The 18,085-nt window shown below is 67.6% G+C and carries 17 protein-coding genes; 9 read left to right on the plus strand and 8 right to left on the minus strand.

The genetic code is table 11. The features are described 5' to 3' along the window. Nucleotides 1–107 precede the first annotated feature (107 nt). Nucleotides 108–1,571, minus strand: a complete 1,464-nt coding sequence (locus HMPREF3115_RS25080) for an aminotransferase-like domain-containing protein (protein ID WP_070556548.1) — start codon at nucleotides 1,569–1,571, stop codon at nucleotides 108–110. A 126-nt stretch (nucleotides 1,572–1,697) separates the two neighbouring features. Between HMPREF3115_RS25080 and HMPREF3115_RS25085 the strand changes: the two genes are divergently transcribed. Continuing rightward, the gene (locus HMPREF3115_RS25085) at nucleotides 1,698–2,585 is read left to right on the plus strand and encodes a DMT family transporter (protein WP_006409288.1); all 888 of its coding nucleotides are present in this window, start codon (nucleotides 1,698–1,700) and stop codon (nucleotides 2,583–2,585) included. Nucleotides 2,586–2,688: 103 nt separating this feature from the next. Here the strand turns inward: HMPREF3115_RS25085 and lysA are convergent, their stop codons facing one another. Continuing rightward, on the minus strand, nucleotides 2,689–3,927 hold the full coding sequence (lysA, locus tag HMPREF3115_RS25090; RefSeq protein WP_070556551.1) for a diaminopimelate decarboxylase: 1,239 nt from the start codon (nucleotides 3,925–3,927) through the stop codon (nucleotides 2,689–2,691). Between the two features lie 102 nt (nucleotides 3,928–4,029). Here lysA and HMPREF3115_RS25095 point away from each other — a divergent pair, with 102 nt between their 5' ends. Then, nucleotides 4,030–4,977, plus strand: coding sequence for a LysR family transcriptional regulator (locus HMPREF3115_RS25095; RefSeq protein ID WP_006406202.1), 948 nt, complete (start codon nucleotides 4,030–4,032; stop codon nucleotides 4,975–4,977). An 87-nt stretch (nucleotides 4,978–5,064) separates the two neighbouring features. Next, the gene (locus tag HMPREF3115_RS25100) at nucleotides 5,065–5,664 is read left to right on the plus strand and encodes a GNAT family N-acetyltransferase (RefSeq protein ID WP_006406203.1); all 600 of its coding nucleotides are present in this window, start codon (nucleotides 5,065–5,067) and stop codon (nucleotides 5,662–5,664) included. Between the two features lie 60 nt (nucleotides 5,665–5,724). Here the strand turns inward: HMPREF3115_RS25100 and HMPREF3115_RS25105 are convergent, their stop codons facing one another. Together HMPREF3115_RS25105 and HMPREF3115_RS25110 are read right to left on the minus strand one after the other, a co-directional pair. Then, nucleotides 5,725–6,294 (minus strand): DUF4142 domain-containing protein, encoded by a 570-nt coding sequence (locus HMPREF3115_RS25105; RefSeq protein ID WP_006396565.1) that lies wholly within the window; start codon nucleotides 6,292–6,294, stop codon nucleotides 5,725–5,727. A gap of 370 nt (nucleotides 6,295–6,664) precedes the next feature. Next, nucleotides 6,665–7,288: an HAD hydrolase-like protein gene (locus HMPREF3115_RS25110; RefSeq protein WP_070556553.1), complete on the minus strand. Its 624-nt coding sequence runs from the start codon at nucleotides 7,286–7,288 to the stop codon at nucleotides 6,665–6,667. A gap of 227 nt (nucleotides 7,289–7,515) precedes the next feature. On the opposite strand from HMPREF3115_RS25110, the gene HMPREF3115_RS25115 reads away from it, so the two are divergent. Together HMPREF3115_RS25115 and HMPREF3115_RS25120 are read left to right on the plus strand one after the other, a co-directional pair. Then, nucleotides 7,516–7,959: a GNAT family N-acetyltransferase gene (locus tag HMPREF3115_RS25115; protein WP_006406206.1), complete on the plus strand. Its 444-nt coding sequence runs from the start codon at nucleotides 7,516–7,518 to the stop codon at nucleotides 7,957–7,959. 57 nt (nucleotides 7,960–8,016) lie between these two features. After that, complete coding sequence (locus HMPREF3115_RS25120) at nucleotides 8,017–8,235, plus strand: DUF1653 domain-containing protein (RefSeq protein ID WP_006406207.1); 219 nt, start codon at nucleotides 8,017–8,019, stop codon at nucleotides 8,233–8,235. Between the two features lie 24 nt (nucleotides 8,236–8,259). On the opposite strand, the gene HMPREF3115_RS25125 is transcribed toward HMPREF3115_RS25120, so the two are convergent. Continuing rightward, nucleotides 8,260–9,471 carry a winged helix-turn-helix domain-containing protein gene (locus tag HMPREF3115_RS25125; RefSeq protein WP_006406208.1) on the minus strand — a complete coding sequence of 404 codons (1,212 nt, stop codon included), beginning with the start codon at nucleotides 9,469–9,471 and terminating at the stop codon, nucleotides 8,260–8,262. A gap of 471 nt (nucleotides 9,472–9,942) precedes the next feature. Next, nucleotides 9,943–11,331 carry an MFS transporter gene (locus tag HMPREF3115_RS25130; RefSeq protein ID WP_006406210.1) on the minus strand — a complete coding sequence of 463 codons (1,389 nt, stop codon included), beginning with the start codon at nucleotides 11,329–11,331 and terminating at the stop codon, nucleotides 9,943–9,945. 295 nt (nucleotides 11,332–11,626) lie between these two features. Between HMPREF3115_RS25130 and treA the strand changes: the two genes are divergently transcribed. Beyond that, a complete protein-coding gene (gene treA / locus HMPREF3115_RS25135; RefSeq protein WP_070556555.1) occupies nucleotides 11,627–13,345 on the plus strand; it encodes an alpha,alpha-trehalase TreA in 1,719 nt (572 codons plus the stop codon). A gap of 111 nt (nucleotides 13,346–13,456) precedes the next feature. Here the strand turns inward: treA and HMPREF3115_RS31760 are convergent, their stop codons facing one another. Continuing rightward, nucleotides 13,457–13,786, minus strand: coding sequence for a hypothetical protein (locus tag HMPREF3115_RS31760; RefSeq protein WP_172820309.1), 330 nt, complete (start codon nucleotides 13,784–13,786; stop codon nucleotides 13,457–13,459). Nucleotides 13,787–14,040: 254 nt separating this feature from the next. On the opposite strand from HMPREF3115_RS31760, the gene HMPREF3115_RS31765 reads away from it, so the two are divergent. Continuing rightward, entirely contained in the window at nucleotides 14,041–14,178 is a 138-nt protein-coding gene (locus HMPREF3115_RS31765; RefSeq protein ID WP_006406213.1) for a hypothetical protein, read from the plus strand. A 116-nt stretch (nucleotides 14,179–14,294) separates the two neighbouring features. Further along, nucleotides 14,295–15,941 (plus strand): NRAMP family divalent metal transporter, encoded by a 1,647-nt coding sequence (locus HMPREF3115_RS25140; RefSeq protein WP_006417336.1) that lies wholly within the window; start codon nucleotides 14,295–14,297, stop codon nucleotides 15,939–15,941. An 80-nt stretch (nucleotides 15,942–16,021) separates the two neighbouring features. Here HMPREF3115_RS25140 and HMPREF3115_RS25145 read toward each other — a convergent pair whose 3' ends face one another. Continuing rightward, the gene (locus HMPREF3115_RS25145) at nucleotides 16,022–16,918 is read right to left on the minus strand and encodes a helix-turn-helix transcriptional regulator (protein ID WP_006406215.1); all 897 of its coding nucleotides are present in this window, start codon (nucleotides 16,916–16,918) and stop codon (nucleotides 16,022–16,024) included. A gap of 292 nt (nucleotides 16,919–17,210) precedes the next feature. On the opposite strand from HMPREF3115_RS25145, the gene HMPREF3115_RS25150 reads away from it, so the two are divergent. Continuing rightward, nucleotides 17,211–18,044 (plus strand): helix-turn-helix transcriptional regulator, encoded by an 834-nt coding sequence (locus tag HMPREF3115_RS25150; protein WP_006406216.1) that lies wholly within the window; start codon nucleotides 17,211–17,213, stop codon nucleotides 18,042–18,044. Nucleotides 18,045–18,085: the final 41 nt, after the last annotated feature.

The raw sequence follows: 18,085 nt of genomic DNA on the forward strand, positions 1-18,085 counted from the left end.
TGGGGACGAAGCCGAGTGTAGCGCGCCAAAATCGCGCCGTTGTTCAGATTTCGTCAAGTCGAGCGCGGGTTTCATCGATACAGCCCCGCGCGCCGTCGACTGCGCGACTACGCAGTATCGTGCCGCTCGGCCGTGCGCGCTCCAGCCGTCGACGCGCGCGTCGCATCCATCGCACGCGCGAGCGCGTCGAACACTGCCGGCTCCTTGCAGCGCGACACGTTGAAGCGCAGATACGACGTCGCGCCATGCGACGCGCTGAACACGTTGCCGGGCGCGAGCACGACATCGTCGTCGAGCGCATGCCGCGCGACGCGCGCGGCATCGAGCCCGTCCGGCAACTGCGCCCAGACGAACAGGCCGCCGCGCGGCTCGGTCCAGACCGCGAGCCCCGCGCGTGCGAGCCGGCGGATCGTTTCGCCCATCGCATCCGCCAGACGCGCACGCAGACCGTCCAGATGGCGCCGATAGGTGCCGTCGACGAGCAGCCGGTGCACGACGTTCGCGCCGATCTGCGCATGGCCGAACGATGTCGCGAGCTTGAGGTCGACGAGCGCGTCGATCCACTCGGGCCGCGCGGCGACGTAGCCGCAGCGGATCGCAGCCGACAGCGTCTTCGAGAAGCTGCCGATCGATACGACGCGCTGCAGCCCGTCGAAGGCGGCGAGCCGCGGCGCGGGCGTGCTTTCGAAATCCGCGAAGATGTCGTCCTCGACGATCAGCAGCCCGTGATCGGCCGCGAGCGTCAGCAGCCGGTGCGCGACGGGCGGCGACAGTGTCGCGCCGGTCGGATTGTGCAGCGCGGCGTTGGTGATGTAGAGGCGCGGGCGGTGCTCGACGAGCGTCTGCTCGAAGCGCGCGAGATCGGGGCCGTTCGGCGTGTACGGCACGCTGACGATCCGCGCGCGATGCGCGCGCAGCAGCGCCTGGAAATTGAAATAGCAGGGATCGTCGAGCACGACCGTGTCGCCCGGTTCGAGCAGCAGCCGGCAGACGAAATCGAGCGCCTGCGTGCCGCTGTCGGCCAGCATGATCTGCGCGGGCTCCGCGTGGACACCGTGCTGCGCGAGACGCCACGCGAGCTGCTGACGCAGCGCGGGCAGGCCGGCGGGCGTCGCGTAATCGGTCAGTGCGTCGGACTCGTCGCGCGACGCGGCGCGCAGTGCACGGCGCAGGCTGTCGTCGGGCAGCCACGACGACGGCAGCCATCCGCAGCCGGGCTTCATCGCGCTCGGCAGCGATTCGAGCGACTGACGCGTCAGCCATAAGGGATCGAGCTCGCGGTCGAGCCGCGGGCCGAGATCCGCCAGCGCGAGCGGCGGCGCGTGCCCCGACACGTAGAAGCCCGAGCCGCGGCGTGCGACGAGCACGCCTTCGCTCGCGAGCCGCTCGTATGCGTCGACGACGGTCGACTTCGACACGTGCAGCGCGTCGGCCATCATGCGGATCGACGGCACGCGCGCGCCCGGCATCAACGTGCGGCTCGAGATGCGTGCGCGCAGCGTATCCATCACGGTTTCGACGCGCGTGCGCGACGCGGCGGGCGGAGCCGGGTTCGGGGCGGAACGGATCATGGTCGGCGGTGAACTGTACGGCCGGTTGTCCAGTACAGTTTGTCGGAATTGTATTGCGGTGTAGCTTACGCGCATTTCACGCGTGGCGGATCATCGGTCATCCACTTTTCCCGTTCAGGATGTGCCGTGCAAAAAACGACCGACGGATGGCTCAGCGGGCTGCTGGGCGTGATCATATTCAGCGGCTCGCTGCCCGCGACGCGTGTCGCCGTGCAGGGGCTCGACCCGCTGTTCCTGACGTTCGCGCGCGCGACGATCGCGGGCGCGCTCGGGCTGTTGCTGCTGGGCGCGCTGAAGCAGAAGCGGCCGACGCGCGGCGAAGCGGCGTCGTTGCTGGTCGTCGCGCTTGGCGTCGTGATCGGCTTTCCGCTGCTGACCGCGCTCGCGCTGCGGCATGTGACGTCCGCGCATGCGATCGTGTTCGTCGGGCTGCTGCCGCTCGCGACCGCGCTGTTCGGCGTATGGCGCGGCGGCGAACGGCCGCGCGCGCCGTTCTGGGCGTTCTCGCTGCTCGGCAGCGGCGCGGTCGCCGCGTTCGCGTTGCGCAACGGCGGGCAGGCGTCGGCGCTCGGCGATGCGCTGATGCTCGCCGCGATCGTCGCGTGCGGGCTCGGCTATGCGGAAGGCGCGCGGCTGTCGCGCGATCTCGGCGGCTGGCAGGTGATCTCGTGGGCGCTCGTGCTGTCGCTGCCGCTGATGCTGCCGCTCGCATGGATCACGCGGCCCGCGACGTTCGACGGCATCGATACGGCTGCGTTGTGGGGGCTCGCTTACGTGTCGCTGTTCAGCATGCTGATCGGCTTCGTGTTCTGGTATCGCGGGCTCGCGCTCGGCGGGATCGCGGGCGTCGGCCAGTTGCAGCTGCTGCAGCCGTTCTTCGGGTTCGTGCTCGCGGCCGGCGTGCTGCACGAGACGGTGCCGCCGTCGATGGTGGCCGTGACCGCGATCGTCGTCGGTTGCGTCGCGGGCGCGAAGTATTTTTCGAAGGCGGTGCCGGTGCAGCGCGCGGGGTGATGGCGCGGCACGCGTACGGGCAGGGTGCGGCCCGCCCGCCGAAAAGCAAAACAGCCACACTCGCCCGCATCAGCGAGTGTGGCCGTACGTCGTCGCGCGCGCCTTATTCGAACGTTTCGAGCGCGAGCAATTCGCCGATCGTCTGCCGGCGGCGAATCAGCCGCGGCGTGCCGCGATCGACGAGCACTTCCGGCGCGAGCGGCCGGCTATTGTAGTTCGACGACATCGATGCGCCGTACGCGCCCGCATCGTGCAGGAACAGCAGGTCGCCGATCTGCGGCTGCGGGAGCTTGCGGTGCGTGACCACGCCGCCCGCGTCCTGCGTAAACACGTCGCCCGATTCGCACAGCGGCCCCGCGATCGCGATGTCGACCTGCGGCCGCCCTGCGGGCAGCGCACCGTCGTGCGCATGCACGGACACCGCGTGATAGCTGCCGTACATCGCCGGACGCATCAGGTCGTTGAAGCCGGCATCGATCAGCACGAAGTCGTGCTTCGGCCGGCGGTTGACGGCCTGCACTTCGGTGACGAGCGTGCCGGCTTCGGCCACCAGGAAGCGGCCCGGCTCGATCTCGATGCGCACCGCGTGGCCGAGATGGCGTTCGATGCGCTTGCGCGCGGCGTCCCATTGACGGAAATAGTGATCGACATCGACGCGCGGCTCGCCCTCGCGATACGGAATCGACAGCCCGCCGCCCGCGGAGATCGCGTCGATGTCGTGGCCGAGCGAGGTGACGAGGTCGACCATCGCGTCGCACACCTGCGACAGATGACCGTAGTCCACGCCCGAGCCGATGTGCATGTGGATCCCGACGAGCTTCAGCCCGTACTGACGCACGAGCGCGATCGCGCGCGGCACGTCGTCGATCCAGATCCCGTGCTTGCTCTGCGGACCGCCGGTATTGGTCTTGTTGCTGTGCCCGTGACCGAAGCCCGGATTTACACGTAGCCACACGCGGTGGCCCGGCGCATGCTGGCCGACGCGCTCGAGCATGTCGAGCGAGCCCGCGTTGACGGTCACGCCGTGCTTCAGTACGGCCGAGAGCGTCGGACGATCGACGAGATCGGCGGTGAACACGACGCCTTCGGGCTCGCCCGCCGGGCTGAAGCCGGCCGCGAGGCTGCGCTCGATTTCGCCGAGCGACACGGCGTCGACGCACGCGCCTTCGTCGCGCATCAGCTTCAGGATATGGACGTTCGAGTTCGCTTTCTGCGCATAGCGGATCACGTCGAACTGGCGCAGTTGCGCGATGCGGTCGCGAATGATGTCGGCGTCGTACACCCACAGCGGGGTGCCGTATTGCTGCGCGAGCGCAGCGAGCTGGCGGGAATCGAGGGACATGACGGATGGATCGGTCGAATGAACGGACAGTCGCGATGATGCGCGCAATCTGCTATGCAGTAAAATGCCGATTTATCGACATTCAATTCATTCGGGATATAGGTGGCTTCGCTCACGCATCGTCATATCGAGGTGTTTCGCGCGCTGATGCTGAGCGGCAGCACGACGCGCGCGGCCGAGATGCTCTATACGTCGCAGCCGACGATCAGCCGCGAGCTTGCGCGGATGGAGCAGATCGTCGGCTTCGCGCTGTTCGAGCGCGCGCACGGGCGGCTGCGGCCGACGATGGCTGCGCTCACGCTGTTCGACGACGTGCGGCTCGCGTATGTGGGGCTCGAACGCGTCGCGGCGACGGCCGCGCGGCTGCGCGAGTTTCGCGACGGCCAGCTGTCGGTGATTGCACTGCCCGCGTTCGCGCATGCGATCCTGCCGGGCGCGTGCCGGCGCTTTCGCGATGCGCATGCGGGCGTCAGCGTATCGGTCGCGACGCAGGAGTCGCCGGTGCTCGAGGAGTGGTTGACCGCGCAGCGTTACGACGTCGGACTGACCGAACACGACGTCGCGCCGCCCGGCACGTTGCTGACGCCGCTCCTGGAGGTGGACGAGGTCTGCGTGCTGCCGGACGGTCATCCGCTGCTCGCGCGCAAGGCGATCGATCTCGCCGATCTCGCCGATCGCCCGTTCGTCAGCCTGTCGCTGAACGATCCGTACCGCGTCATGATCGACGATGCGTTCGCGCAGCTCGGCGTCGCGCCGCGCTCGGTCGTCGAGACGCCGTCCGCCGTGTCGGTCTGCGCGTTCGTGCGGCAAGGGCTCGGCGCGGCGATCGTCAATCCGCTGACCGCGCTCGATTTCGTCGGCCGCGACCTGCACGTGCGGCCGCTCACGCGTTCGTTTCCGTATCGCGTCAGCGTGATCGTTCCCGAGCACCGACCGAAAAGCCTGCTCGTCGATGCGTTTGCCGACGCGCTACGCGGCGAAGCGACGGCGATTCGCGAGCGGCTTGCCGCGCATCTCGGCGCACGTGCCGCGCATGCACCACGTGTGTAAGGCCGCGATGCGGCCGTCACGCGACGCTCGTATGATCGCGGATGTGCCGTCCCTGCCGTCCCTGTCGTTACTTCAACGGAATCCGTCATGACCGATGCCTCGCCGCTGCTCGAACAACCGACACTGACCGGGCCGCGCGTCGAACTGCGTCCGCTCGCGACGGCCGATCGCGATGCGCTGCTGGACGCCGCCGCGGACGGCGCGCTATGGAATCTGAAGGTGACGGTCGTGCCCGACGCGCAGACGATCGACGCCTATCTCGCGACCGCGCTGGACGGACGCGCGGCGGGCACCGTGATGCCTTATACGATCGTCGATCGCGGCTCAGGCCGTGTGGTCGGCAGCACGCGCTTCTGGAAGATCGACCGCCGCAATCGCAAGCTGGAGATCGGTCATACGTGGCTGAGTGCGTCGATGCAGCGCACGCACGTGAATACCGAAGCGAAGTGGCTGCTGCTGGCGTATGCGTTCGACACGCTGCGCTGCGTGCGCGTGCAGTTCACGACCGACGAACTGAACGAACGGTCGCGCGCCGCGATCTTGCGGCTCGGCGCGAAGCAGGAAGGCATCGTGCGTCACGAGCGCATCATGCCGGACGGCCGCAAGCGCAATTCGGTGCGCTTCAGCATCATCGACGACGAGTGGCCTGAAGTGGATGCGCGACTGCGCGCGAAGCTCGGGACGTAACTCGGGACGTAAACGCGCGCGCCGCGCCGCGGGCACGACGCGGCGGCGCGGGGCATCGCATTACTGCGCCGATGCGAGATGGTGGCGTTGCGCGAGCTTCTGCGCGTCCGCGTAGTGGGCCTGCAGGATCGGCAGCGCCTGACGCGCGACTTCCTTCAGCTTCGCATCGCGGCCCGATGCGATCTCGGCCTGGAAGGCGGAGATCGTCTTCTGCTGCCCCGCCAGCGCGACCTGCTCGATGTATGCCTTGTCGAACTCGGCGCCGCGCAGGCTCTTGATGCTGTTCAGCACGGTCGTGTCCGGGTCGTTGGCCGGCACGTCGACGCCGCGCGGGCTCGCGGCGCGCATCGCCTGAATGATCTTCTCGTCGTCGGTCGACACGCGCTGCGCGAATGCCTTCACCTGGCTGTCCGACGTGCGCGCGTCGGCGATGCGTGCCGCGTCGTGCTGCGTCGAAACCGTCTTCGTGCCGTCCGTAATGAACGCCTGGTCGGCTTCGTGGATGCGCGTCGTCGCGGCTGCGGGTGCGGACGCGGCCGGCTGAGCGGTCTGGGCGGTCGCCGTCGCGGCGACGAGAAGCAGGCCAACGGCAGACAGGGCGAGGCGCGAAACGGGGGAGAAGCGGTTCATGGGACCTCCTTTCATCGGGGCTCTGGTTGAACGACGGATCGCGTGATCCGATGCTGTGCGAGAGACCGGGCATGCGCCCGGGCCGGCTTCGGCCGCCGCTCTGCCGCGGCGCCGGTCGAAGCGATCACCGGCCCGACCGATTCTAGGAGGCCGTGCGTGTCGCAGGTGCAACGGTGCTGTGGCTTCTGTAACGGATGGTAAGACCGCGCGATGCGTGTCGGCGATATGTCGGTAGCGTGTACCGCCGCGCGTCGCGCAACGGAAATTTTTTCGTGCGCGATGCGCGGCCAAGATTGCGCGTGCAACATGGCGCGCAGCATGCGGCGATCCGCTGAACGCGTGTGCTTGCGCGCGCATTGCGCGCGAGCGATCACACGCGATCGAGCAGCGCGTCGAGATGCGGCAGCAGCGGCGTCGCGCAGTGCGGCTGCAATGCGTGCGGCGCCGTGTAGCCCCACGCGACGCCCTGGAACGCGATGCGCGCGCGACGCGCGGCCTCGGCATCGCGGATCTCGTCGCCGACGTACAGCATCTGGTCCGCGCGCACGCCGGCTTCGCCCGCGAGCGCACGCAGCCGACGCGCCTTGCCGAACAACGGAATCCCGCATGCGAAATGATCGACACGCGCAGCGGCGTGCGGGCCGAGCCGGTCGCGCACGACGTCTTCGGCATTCGACGTCGCGATCGCGATGCGGATGCCGCGCGCAGCGAGCGCATCGAACGTCGTCTCGACACCGGGAAACAGCGCGACGTGTGCGATGCGTGCGCGCATCAGTCGACGCATGTCGATCGTCACGCGCGGCACCTTCCACACCGGTACGTCGAGCGCACGCACGATGTCGCGCGCGGACATCGTGCGCAGCGTCGCGCGCATCGCGGGATCCGCATCGCGAAACCCGTGCAGGCGCGACGCCTCGGACAGCGCCGCGAGAAAGCAGTCGAGCGAATCGGCAAGCGTGCCGTCGAAGTCGAACGCGACGAGCCGGTACGTCATCGCTTGTAGGCGGTCGGTGGGCGGGTTGCGTGCATGGGAAGTGCGTGCGCTGGCACGGCGGAAGTGACGGGGTGTCGGTGCATGTGTGCGGGTCGGTGTCGATCTGCGGCGGCACGGCGTGCCGCGCCGCCATGGTAGCCGATCGCGACGGCCGGCGACGGGCGCTTGTCGCGCACGGCGCGGCGCGGTATCGTCGACGCTTCGTTCCGTGATGCCGGAGAACCGCCGTGCCTGCTGCTGCCGATGCCACGCTCAGATTTTCGACCGACAAGCGCGAACTCGACGTCGACGCGATCTTCGATTTCCTGCATCGCGACGCGTACTGGTCGAAAGGCATTCCGCGCGACGTCGTCGAGCGCGCGATCGAGGGGTCGCTCTGTTTCGGCGCGTACGTCGGCGATCGCTTCGTCGGATTCGCGCGGCTCGTCACCGACCATGCGACGTTCGCGTATCTCTGCGACGTGTTCGTGCTGCCGGCCGAGCGTGGCCGCGGCTATGGCCGCGCACTGATCGATCACGTGTTCGCGCAGCCGATGCTTGCGCAGCTGCGCCGGATCATGCTCGTGACGTCCGACGCGCACGCGTTGTATCGCCCGGTCGGTTTCGAGGCCATCGCGCATCCGGAGCGCGTGATGGAGATCCGCCGCCCCGACATCTACACGAAACGCTGACGCGCGGCGCCGCGCATACAATACGCGCTTTCCGATTTGCCGAAGGGAGCGCCCGCCATGACCGAACAGGAAGCCGAACAGCTCGCGACGCACCGCCATTACAAGGGCGGACTGTATCGCGTGATCGGTGTCGCCCGTCACTCCGAAACCGAGGAATCGCTCGTCGTCTACGAGCACCTGTGGCCGCATGCGCGCGGTCTGTGGGTGCGTCCGGAAACGATGTTCAACGAGACGCTGCCGGACGGCACGCCGCGTTTTCGCAAGCTGCGCGACTGAATTGCCGCGGCGTTCGGCTCGCCGTCACGCATCGCGAAGCGCGCGCGCCAGTTCGGGCGGCGCGTGCGCGACGGTGATCTGCGGCGTGCCGTGCCAGGCCGCGAGTTTTCTGACGGCTTTCGCGACATCGGCCGCGAGCCCGCTGCCGACGCGCACGCCAGGCTCGATATGCACGGACTTCAGCTCGAACGTGCCGAGCGCGCGATGCGCTTTCGCGTCGACGCGGCCGATCAGGCGGCCGCGATGCAGCACGGGCAGGCAGAAATAGCCGTAACGCCGCTTGTGCGCGGGCGTATAGCACTCGATCGTATAGTCGAAGTCGAACAGCGTCGCCGCGCGGCGACGATCCCATACGACCGGATCGAACGGCGACAGCAGCGTCGTGACGGTCGAGCGCAGCGTGTCGGCGGCCGCCGCGGGCAGCAGCGCCTCGAGCGAACGATGCACGTAGGCCGGCTCCTTCCAGTCTGCAACCTGCACCGGAATCAGCTCGCCGGCCTGCGCGAGCCGTTCGAGTTCCGCGCGATACGAGCGGCGCGGCAGCCGGTAGTAATCGGCGACCCAGTCCGCGCGGACGATGCCGAGCGCGCGGCACGTGTAATCGAGCAGCGTCGGCAGCACGGCTTCGCGCGGCGGCAGGTCGCGCGCGTCGTCCCAGTCGGGCAGCACGCGTTCGCGCACGTCGTAGATGCGCTGGAAATTGCGGCGCTCGGCGACCATCAGATCGCCGGTCGTAAACAGCACTTCGAGATGCCGCTTCTCCGGCTTGCGGTCCCACCATCCGTTGCCTTTCATGCCGTCCGCGCGCACGAAATCGGCTGAGCGCACCGGGCCTTCCGAGCGAATCCTGTCGAGCAGCCGCGCGATCTCGTCGCGGTGCTGCGCATGCCAGTCGGCCGCGTATTTCCATCCCATTCCGGACGGATCGAGCATCTTGTAACGCATCAGCCCGAATTGCTCGACGGGCAGGAAGCACGCTTCGTGCGACCAGTATTCGAACAGCCGCGCTTCAGCCAGATGTTCGTCGAGCCATTGCGGCCGGAACGCGCCGAGGCGGCTGAACAGCACGAGATAGGGGCTGCGTGCGACGACGTGAATCGTATCGATCTGCAACTGCGCCATGCGGCGGATCGTGTCGAGCACGTCGGCCTTGGTCGCCTTGCGGCGCGGCGGCGTGAGCAGGCCCTGCGCGGCGAGATGCAGCGCGCGGGCGGCGGCAAGCGAGAGGGTGGGCATCGAAGCGATCGGGAGCGGAGTCGGCAACGCGTACATCGTAAGCGGAGTTTGCCTGCGCGTGGTATGTGCCTGCGCGTGGTATGGCCGGTGATTCGGCGGCAAGCGACGGATGCGACAGCCGCCACGCCCGATCGTGCACCACTTCAATCGCGTCGCACCGCGCACGGCGTAGCCGACACGCATCTGACAATGCTTGACAGATGCATCCGCAAACATTCCCTATAGTGCAGGACATGGCGCGACGACAAACGCGCAACGATTCCGCTTCCGACGCACATATGTCCATGGCACGCAGGAAGCGAATCCGGGTGTCTCAACCCCCAACGAGAAGCCCGGAGCCCTGAGCGGATATCCACACGGCTGTGCACCGGCCCCATGTGGATGTCCGCTGATTTTTTCCGATTCCGTTTCTGCAGCGAGCGCGTTCGAGCGTTCGGCGTTCCGCGTTCGGCCGCTCGCCCGCGCGGGCGTCTACTGCCGCTTGCCGCGCGCGACTTCGTCGCCGGCACCGGGCGGCAGCCGGCGCGTGATCGGAATCGATGCGAACGAGCACAGCCCGACCACGACGAACGCCGGCCAGAAATCCGACCACACCATCGCCCGATGGCCCTGCAGCCAGTGCGACAGATGCAGCACGAGACCGGCGACCGTCACGCCGAGCCCGAGCGACATCTGCTGCACGACGCTGCCGAGGCTCGTCGCGCGACCCGCGTCGCGCGGCGAGATGTCCGCGTAGATCATCGAGTTCAGGCTCGTGAACTGCAGCGCCGGGAAAATCCCGCCGACCAGCACGATGACCCAGATCGCCCACGTCGGCATGCCCGGATGGAACACGCCGTACGCGGCGATCGCGAGGCCCGCGAATGCGGCGTTGTAGATGAGCACGGTACGAAAGCCGAAGCGGCGCAGCGTATGCGTGGCCGTCGAGCGGCTCACGGCGCCGCCGAGCGCCGACGCGCAGGTGATCAGCCCCGAATGGAACGCGCTCATGCCGAGTCCTTCCTGCAGCGCGAGCGGCAGCAGGAACGGCACCGCGCCGAGCCCGATGCGGAACAGCGACCCGCCGACGACGCTCGCGTGGTACGTCGGAATCTTCAGGAAGCTTAGATCGAGCACCGGCCGTTCCTTGCGCCGCGCGTACGGCACGTAGAGCGCGAGCAGCACCGCGCCGGTCGCGCACATCGCGAGCGCGTTCGTGCGCGTCGTCAGCGCACCGTCGATCAGCGTGAGCCCCATCAGCAGCAGCGCGGCGCCGCTTGCCGAGAGCAGGAAGCCGAACCAGTCGAGCGGCCCCGGATCGGGCTCGTGCGTGTTCGCGATGTGCCGCGTCGCGAGGTAGATCCCGTACAGACCGATCGGCACGTTGATGAAGAAGATCATCCGCCAGTGCAGATATGTCGTGATGAAGCCGCCGACGAGCGGCCCGACGGTCGGCCCGAACAGCGCGGGAATCGCGAGGTAGTTCATCGCGCGCACGAGATCGGAGCGCGGCACCGCGCGGAAGATGATGATCCGGCCGACCGGCACCATCATCGCGCCGCCGACGCCCTGCACGAAGCGCGCGAACGTGAGCAGGCCGAGAGAATTGGAGGCGGCGCAGAGCAGCGAGCCGGCGACGAAGATGCCGATGGCGGTGCGGAACACCGCGCGTGCGCTGAAGCGGTCGGCGAGCCAGCCGCAGATCGGGATGAACACGCCGAGGCCGACCACGTAGGCCGTGATCGCGATGTTCAGCGTGACGGGGTTGTGCCCGAAGTCCCTCGCCATCGCGGGCAGCGCGGTGACGATGATGTTCGCGTCGACGCTTTCCATGAACAACGCACAGGCAACGATGAGCGGTGCTAGGAAGACGGGCGACATGGGCTGGGCGCGCGGTAAAGGCGCCATTATGCCCATATTGTTGTCGCCGCGTCACGTACGACAACGCTTGTTCCGCATGTTGCAATAGTCGTTCCTGCACCGCGCGCGGAAAAGGACGACTGCGCGCGCAACCTGCGCCGTCGCGCTCGGAGCTTGCACGCCGCGGACGTTTCATGCGACAGTCGATCCACTCTGCTTCAACATCACGACGCGCATCGCTCGACGGCCATCGAGACGGGCGCGCACGCGACGAGACCATGCCGATCCACTCACCATCGAAAGGAGGGGACACGCCATGACGTCACGTCGTGCCGAATCGATCGTATCCGCCGCATCGACTGCATCGCATTGCGCGCCGGCCGCGCCCGCCGCGCCGCGCGTTCGCTGGGCCGCCGCGCTGGCGGTCGCCTATCTGGCCGTTGCCGGCTGCGCCGCGCAGGCGGACAGCGCCAACCACGCCGCAACCCAGTTGGCCGCGTCGCCCGCGGCGACGGTGCCGAACGCGACGGCGGCCACGCTGCTGCCGCCGCCGAGCCAGCTGTACGGCGACCTGTTCGTCGCGGTGCAGACGGCCTCGGTCTATCCGGACCAGAAAACCTTCGTCGATGCGACGCCGGACACCGATCCCGCGACGATCATGCAGTTGTATCAGCAACAGAAATCGCAGGCGGGTTTCTCGCTGAAGGCATTCGTCGAGCAGCACTTTACGCCGCCGGCGCAAGGCGGCGTGACGCCGCCGCCGAACCAGACGCTGCGCGAGCATATCGACTGGCTGTGGCCGCAGCTCACGCGCACGACGACGACGGCGCCACCGTACAGCTCGCTGATCCCGATGCCGAAACCGTACGTGGTGCCGGGTGGCCGTTTCCGCGAAGGCTATTACTGGGACACCTATTTCACGATGCTCGGGCTGCAGGTGTCGGGCCGCGAGGATCTCGTCGACGACATGCTCGACAACTTCGCGCATCTGATCGATACGGTCGGGCACATCCCGAACGGCAATCGCACGTACTACGCGAGCCGCTCGCAGCCGCCGTTCTTCGCGTACATGGTGACGCTCGCCGCGCAGGCCGAGGGCGACAAGGTCTATCAGAAATATCTGCCGGCGCTGCGCAAGGAATATGCGTACTGGATGCAGGGCGAATCGACGACGCCGCGCGGGCAGGCCGCACGCCACGTGGTCGCGATGCCGGACGGCGCGGTGCTGAACCGCTACTGGGACGCGAGCGACACGCCGCGCGACGAATCGTATCTGGAGGACGTGACGACGGCGAAGGCGGCGTCGGGCCGTGCCGCGAACGACGTGTACCGCGACCTGCGGGCCGGCGCGGAGAGCGGCTGGGATTACAGCTCGCGCTGGCTCGGCGACGGCAAGACGCTCGCGACGATCCGCACGACGTCGATCGTGCCGGTCGACCTGAACAGCCTGATGTTCCATCTCGAACGGACGATCGTGAAGGGCTGCACGGTCACGCACGACGTCGGATGCGTGATCGACTTCTCGGGCCGCGCGGCGCGGCGCGCGCTCGCGATCAATCGCTGGCTGTGGAATCGCGGCGGCTACTACGGCGACTACGACTGGCAGCTGCGCAAGCCGCGCGACGGCGTGACGGCGGCCGCGCTGTACCCGCTGTTCGCGGGCGTGGCGTGGCCCGAGCGCGCGAAGGCGACGGCGCGCGAAGTGCGCAAGACGCTGCTGCAGCCCGGCGGTCTCGCGACGACGACCGAGACGACCGGCCAGCAATGGGATGCGCCGAACGGCTGGGCGCCGCTGCAGTGGATCGCGATCGAGGGGTTGCGCCGCTACGGCGAGCCGGCGCTCGCGAAGGACATCGGCACGCGCTTCCTGGCCGACGTGAAGCACGTCTACGCGACCGAGGGCAAGCTCGTCGAGAAATACGTCGTCGAAGGGGCCGGGCAGGGCGGCGGGGGCGGCGGCGAATATCCGCTGCAGGACGGCTTCGGCTGGACCAACGGCGTCACGCTGAAGCTGCTCGAAATGTATGGCGAGTGACACGCGCACGGCCGCCGCGCGGCGGCCGTGCCGTTGCTTTCGCGCATCGCGCGCAGCGCGCCGCCGACACCCGATGAAAGGTTTCGGCGCGCATTTTCGCGGTCGAATCTTTCAGTGCGGCGCGCATGGAAAATTATTTCGTGAAACCCGTCCGCGCGGGGTTGACTTCACTTTCCGCCGGTCCATAGAATCCAGCATCTTCACTCTTGGGGCCGCCGCCTTGGACGCCTGCAGTAGTCGATCTTCGAACGAAATTTCCGCCTGAGCGACCGACGTCCGCGCCTCATCGAAGCCGCCGTTTGTCTCTCGGGCAAACGGTGCGCGCAGCAGTATTTCGCAGCAACTCCTTCGTGCACCCTGATTCGCGCCGGCCGGCGTGATGCGTTCGCGCATGCGCCGTCCGGTTTCAACGCCGCCCGGCAGGCGGCCGCGTTCGCGCATGCGTCGTTTTCGCATCGCGTGCGCGGCCCGCGCGCCGGACGGCGGTCAACCGTGTTCGTCCGAACACCGTACAGGAGCCGCCATGAACGACAGCGACAGTTGTCCCTTATGCCCGTTGCAAGCACAGACCCTTTTGAATCGGGGTCGCAGGGACACGCCGGCCCGCTAGCCTGACCGCTCGTTCAGGCCCTGGACTGGCGCCCGCACCCCACGACGCGGCCGGCACGCATGCCGACGCCGCACGGAGCCAGACCATGAACTTCGGCCTTCTGCTGTCGACCTTTCCGCGCGTCGAAGAATCGCGCGCCCACTACGACGCGATGCTCGCGCTCGATGCGCGCCCGCGTCCGCTTGCGCGCCTGCTCAATCGCCTGGCGTCGCTGATCCGCTGACCGACCGCGCCGAGCATGCCTCGGCATGCGCACGGACGCCGCCGCCAAGCCGCCGTCCCGCGCGCATGCCAAGGTCACACGCTCACCGGATAACCCTTAGCCGTACGGAAGTCATCATGTCCACACCCTCCAACGTTTCTTCGCCGATTGCCGCCGAGCGCAGCGCGGTGCTCGACGAAGCCCATCTCGGCGACATTCGCGGCGCGCTCGGCACGATCGCGCATCACGACACGGGCGCGCGCGGCACGTGGTGGGCGCGCCTGCGCACGCTGCTCGCGATCATCGGGCCGGGCCTGATCGTGATGGTCGGCGACAACGACGCCGGCGCGTTCGGTACCTATACGCAGGCCGGGCAAAACTACGGCACGACGCTGTTGTGGACGCTGCTGCTGCTCGTCCCCGTGCTGTACGTGAACCAGGAGATGGTGCTGCGTCTCGGCGCCGTGACGGGCGTCGGCCACGCGCGGCTGATCTTCGAGCGCTTCGGCAAGTTCTGGGGCGCGTTCAGCGTGATCGACCTGTTTCTGCTGAACGCGCTGACGATCGTCACCGAGTTCATCGGCATCACCTTCGTGCTCGCGTTCTTCGGGCTGCCGAAGGTGGCCGGCGTCTGCGTGGCCGCCGCGCTGACGATGGCCGCGGTGAGTACCGGCGACTTCCGGCGCTTCGAGCGTTTCGCGGTCGGCCTCTGCGTGCTGAGCCTGCTGCTCGTGCCGGTGCTCGTGTCGATCCATCCGCCCGTGTCGCAGATGACGCGCGATTTCTTCGTGCCGAACTGGCCCGCGCACGCAAAGCTGTCCGACGTGATGCTGCTCGTGATCGGCATCGTCGGCACGACGGTCGCGCCGTGGCAGCTGTTCTTCCAGCAGAGCTACGTGATCGACAAGCGGATCACGCCGCGCTTCATGAAGTACGAGAAGGTCGATCTGTGGATCGGCATTGCGTTCGTGCTGATCGGCGCGGTCGCGATGATCGGCTTCAGCGCCGCGCTGTTCCACGGCCATCCGGAAGCGGGCGGGTTCACCGACGCGGGCGGCGTGATCGCGGGTCTCGAAAAATATGCGGGGCGCACGAGCGCCACGCTGTTCGCGATCGCACTGCTCGATGCGTGCATCATCGGCGCGGCGGCCGTGTCGCTGTCGACGGCCTATGCGATCGGCGACGTCTTCAAGATCCGTCATTCGCTGCATCGCGGCGTGTCGGACGCGAAGGGCTTCTATCTCGTGTACTTCGCGATCGTCGCGGCGGCCGCCACGCTCGTGCTGATTCCCGGCAGCCCGCTCGGGCTGCTGACCGAAGCGGTGCAGACGCTCGCGGGCGTGCTGCTGCCGAGCGCGACCGTGTTTCTGCTCGTGCTCTGCAACGACCGTCAGGTGCTCGGCCCGTGGGTCAACTCGACGAAGCTGAACGTGTTCACCGGCGCGGTCGTCTGGGTGCTGGTGCTGTTGTCGATCATCCTGACCGCGTCGGTGATGTATCCCGACATCAGCGGCGAAGCGATCGTCGACGTGCTGGTGGGCGGCACGGTGCTCGCGATTGCGGGCTATCTCGCGACGGTGCTGTTCCGCCGCAATCGTCGCGTCGTCGAGCCCGGCATCGACCGCGCGGCGCGCGCGACCTGGCGCATGCCGCCGCTCGATACGCTCGAGCCGCAGCACATGACGCTCGCGACGCGAATCTGGATGGGCGTGCTGCGCGGCTATCTCGTGGTCGCGGTCGGGCTCGTGATCGTCAAGGTCGTGCAGATGACGCTGCTCAAGTAGCGCGGGCCGACACAGCGGCGCATGCCGGCCCGCGCGGCCGGCATCGTCGTTGCGCTGCGCGCACGCTCAACGCGCGCGTATCAGATCAGCTCGAGCTTCGACGTCAGGTACGTGAGCTGAATCCGGTTCGCGACGCCGAAGCGCTTGCGCAGTTTTCTCAGGTGGTAGTCGACGTTGTGCGCGCTGGTGTCGAGCCGCCGGCCGATTTCCTTGTCCGATGCGCCTTCCGCGATGCCGATCAGCAGTTCCTGCTCGAACGGCGTGAGCCCGTTGACGGCGCGCTCGCGCGACGTCGCGATCAGCTGCGGCGACGCGAACTTGTGCACCGACAGCCCGATCGACAGCGCCTGCTCGACGGTGGCGGGCGTGATCCACTCGCGCGTGCGGCGCGGCGCGGTGAAGCTCATGAACGCGTGCAGCCGCGTGCCGGGCACCGCCATCGAATACATGATGCCGCTGCACATTCCGTCGTCCTGCATCGTCTGCAGGAAGCCGTCGAGCGCGGCCGGTGCGTCGGACGCATCGTCGTCGCGCGGCTGATGATCGCGGCGCAGCTGCTGCAGGTCCCATACGATCGGCATGTTGCAGACGCGCGCACCGAGCGTGCGCGGATCGACGTCGTGATGGTTGTGCCGCACGTAATCGCCGCGATACGTCGACGGTGTGAACGCTTCATGCAGATACAGACTCTCGACGCGCTCGTGCGCAAACTCGAGCGCGAAATAGGCAAACGTCGAGAAGCCGGTCAGATGCAGCAGGCTCGTGACGATCCGGTTGCGCTCGGCCGTGCTTTGCGCATGTGCGAGCGTGTCGGCGACGCCGAGCTTCGGCGCGTTCGGCTGCGCGACGTCGCCGCGTCGCACATCGTCGCACCACACGACCTGCACCGGGCGCTCGCGCCGGGCGGACACGCGTGCATGCGGCCGGCCGGCAAGGGTTGAGGCGACTGCTTCTTCGTGCAACGCAATATCGGACATGAGCCATCCCTCGGAATCGACGCGCAGCGCGCAGGACGGCCGTGTCGTGCACGGCGGGCGGCGGTGCGATCGAAGCATCGTATTGATAGGCGAATCGTGATCCTGACGAAACGCGGGGGCATTGTACAAAAATGCCGGTGTGCGCGTAATATGCCGTAATACTAATTTCGGCGAAAGGTTGCGGTGTGCCGATTCGATAAACGCACGCCCGTTCCCAAGACCGAAAAATCACGACAAAAAGACCATGACGTGACGGGGCTTGATTCACATATTGGGAAAGGGTGGGCTCCTCATGACACATGCTGACGGCGCGCCACGCGTCGAATGGTTCACGCACGCCGATATTGCGGCAGCCGCCGCTTATTCGAATGGGATTCCCGCGATCGAACGCGACGTTTTTACCGGCATTCAATTCGGATCCGGTAAAAGCGACCTGAGCGCAATCGATTTTTCGCCATACCATGCGCGCCTGCGGCAAATCGGTTTCAGTACGCTCGGTTATGGCGCGTATGAAATGATCGGCCGGCGCATTCTCTGCGCGCATCTGCTGCGCGATCTCGCGCCGCCGTCGTTCATGCAGCCGTATATCGAAGGCGCGCTGTACGAAAGCGATCCGCGTTTCGCGCAGGTGCGGCAAAGCGGCTTTCCGGTCGCGTGGCGGCTCGACGAGATCGAGGCGGCCGCGCAGCGCGGCGGCGATCGCAAGGTGCTCGCACTCGCCGGTCACTTGCGTGCGCACGCAATGAACAGCGGCGTGATCTTCAGCCTGTCGGCGCCGCGGCTCGATCTGCGCGTCGCCGTGAACCTGACGTCCGAGACGCACGGCACCGACTGGATCGACGATCGCGTGATCGGCGGCGCGCTGGCGGTGAGTCTCGCCGTGCATCGCGTCGCACTGCCGTTTCTCGAAGCGCGCGTCGCGCGCATGCGCGGCTTCGCGCTCGGCGACGAGCAGCAGCAGGTGCTCGAACGGCTCGTGCACGGGTTGTCCGACCAGGAGATCGCGAGCGCGCTGCGCACGTCGCTGCACAAGGTCGGCCATCACATCCGCTCGCTCGAAAAACTGTTCAACGTGCAAAATCGCGCGCAGCTCGCGTACCTCGCGGCGCGCCGGCTGTCTTCGTGAGCCGGCTCTGACGCGCCGCGCCCTCCCGCCCCGGGCCGCCG

It is taken from the genome of Burkholderia sp. HMSC10F09, from assembly GCF_001806955.1.
Classification (GTDB): domain Bacteria; phylum Pseudomonadota; class Gammaproteobacteria; order Burkholderiales; family Burkholderiaceae; genus Burkholderia; species Burkholderia multivorans.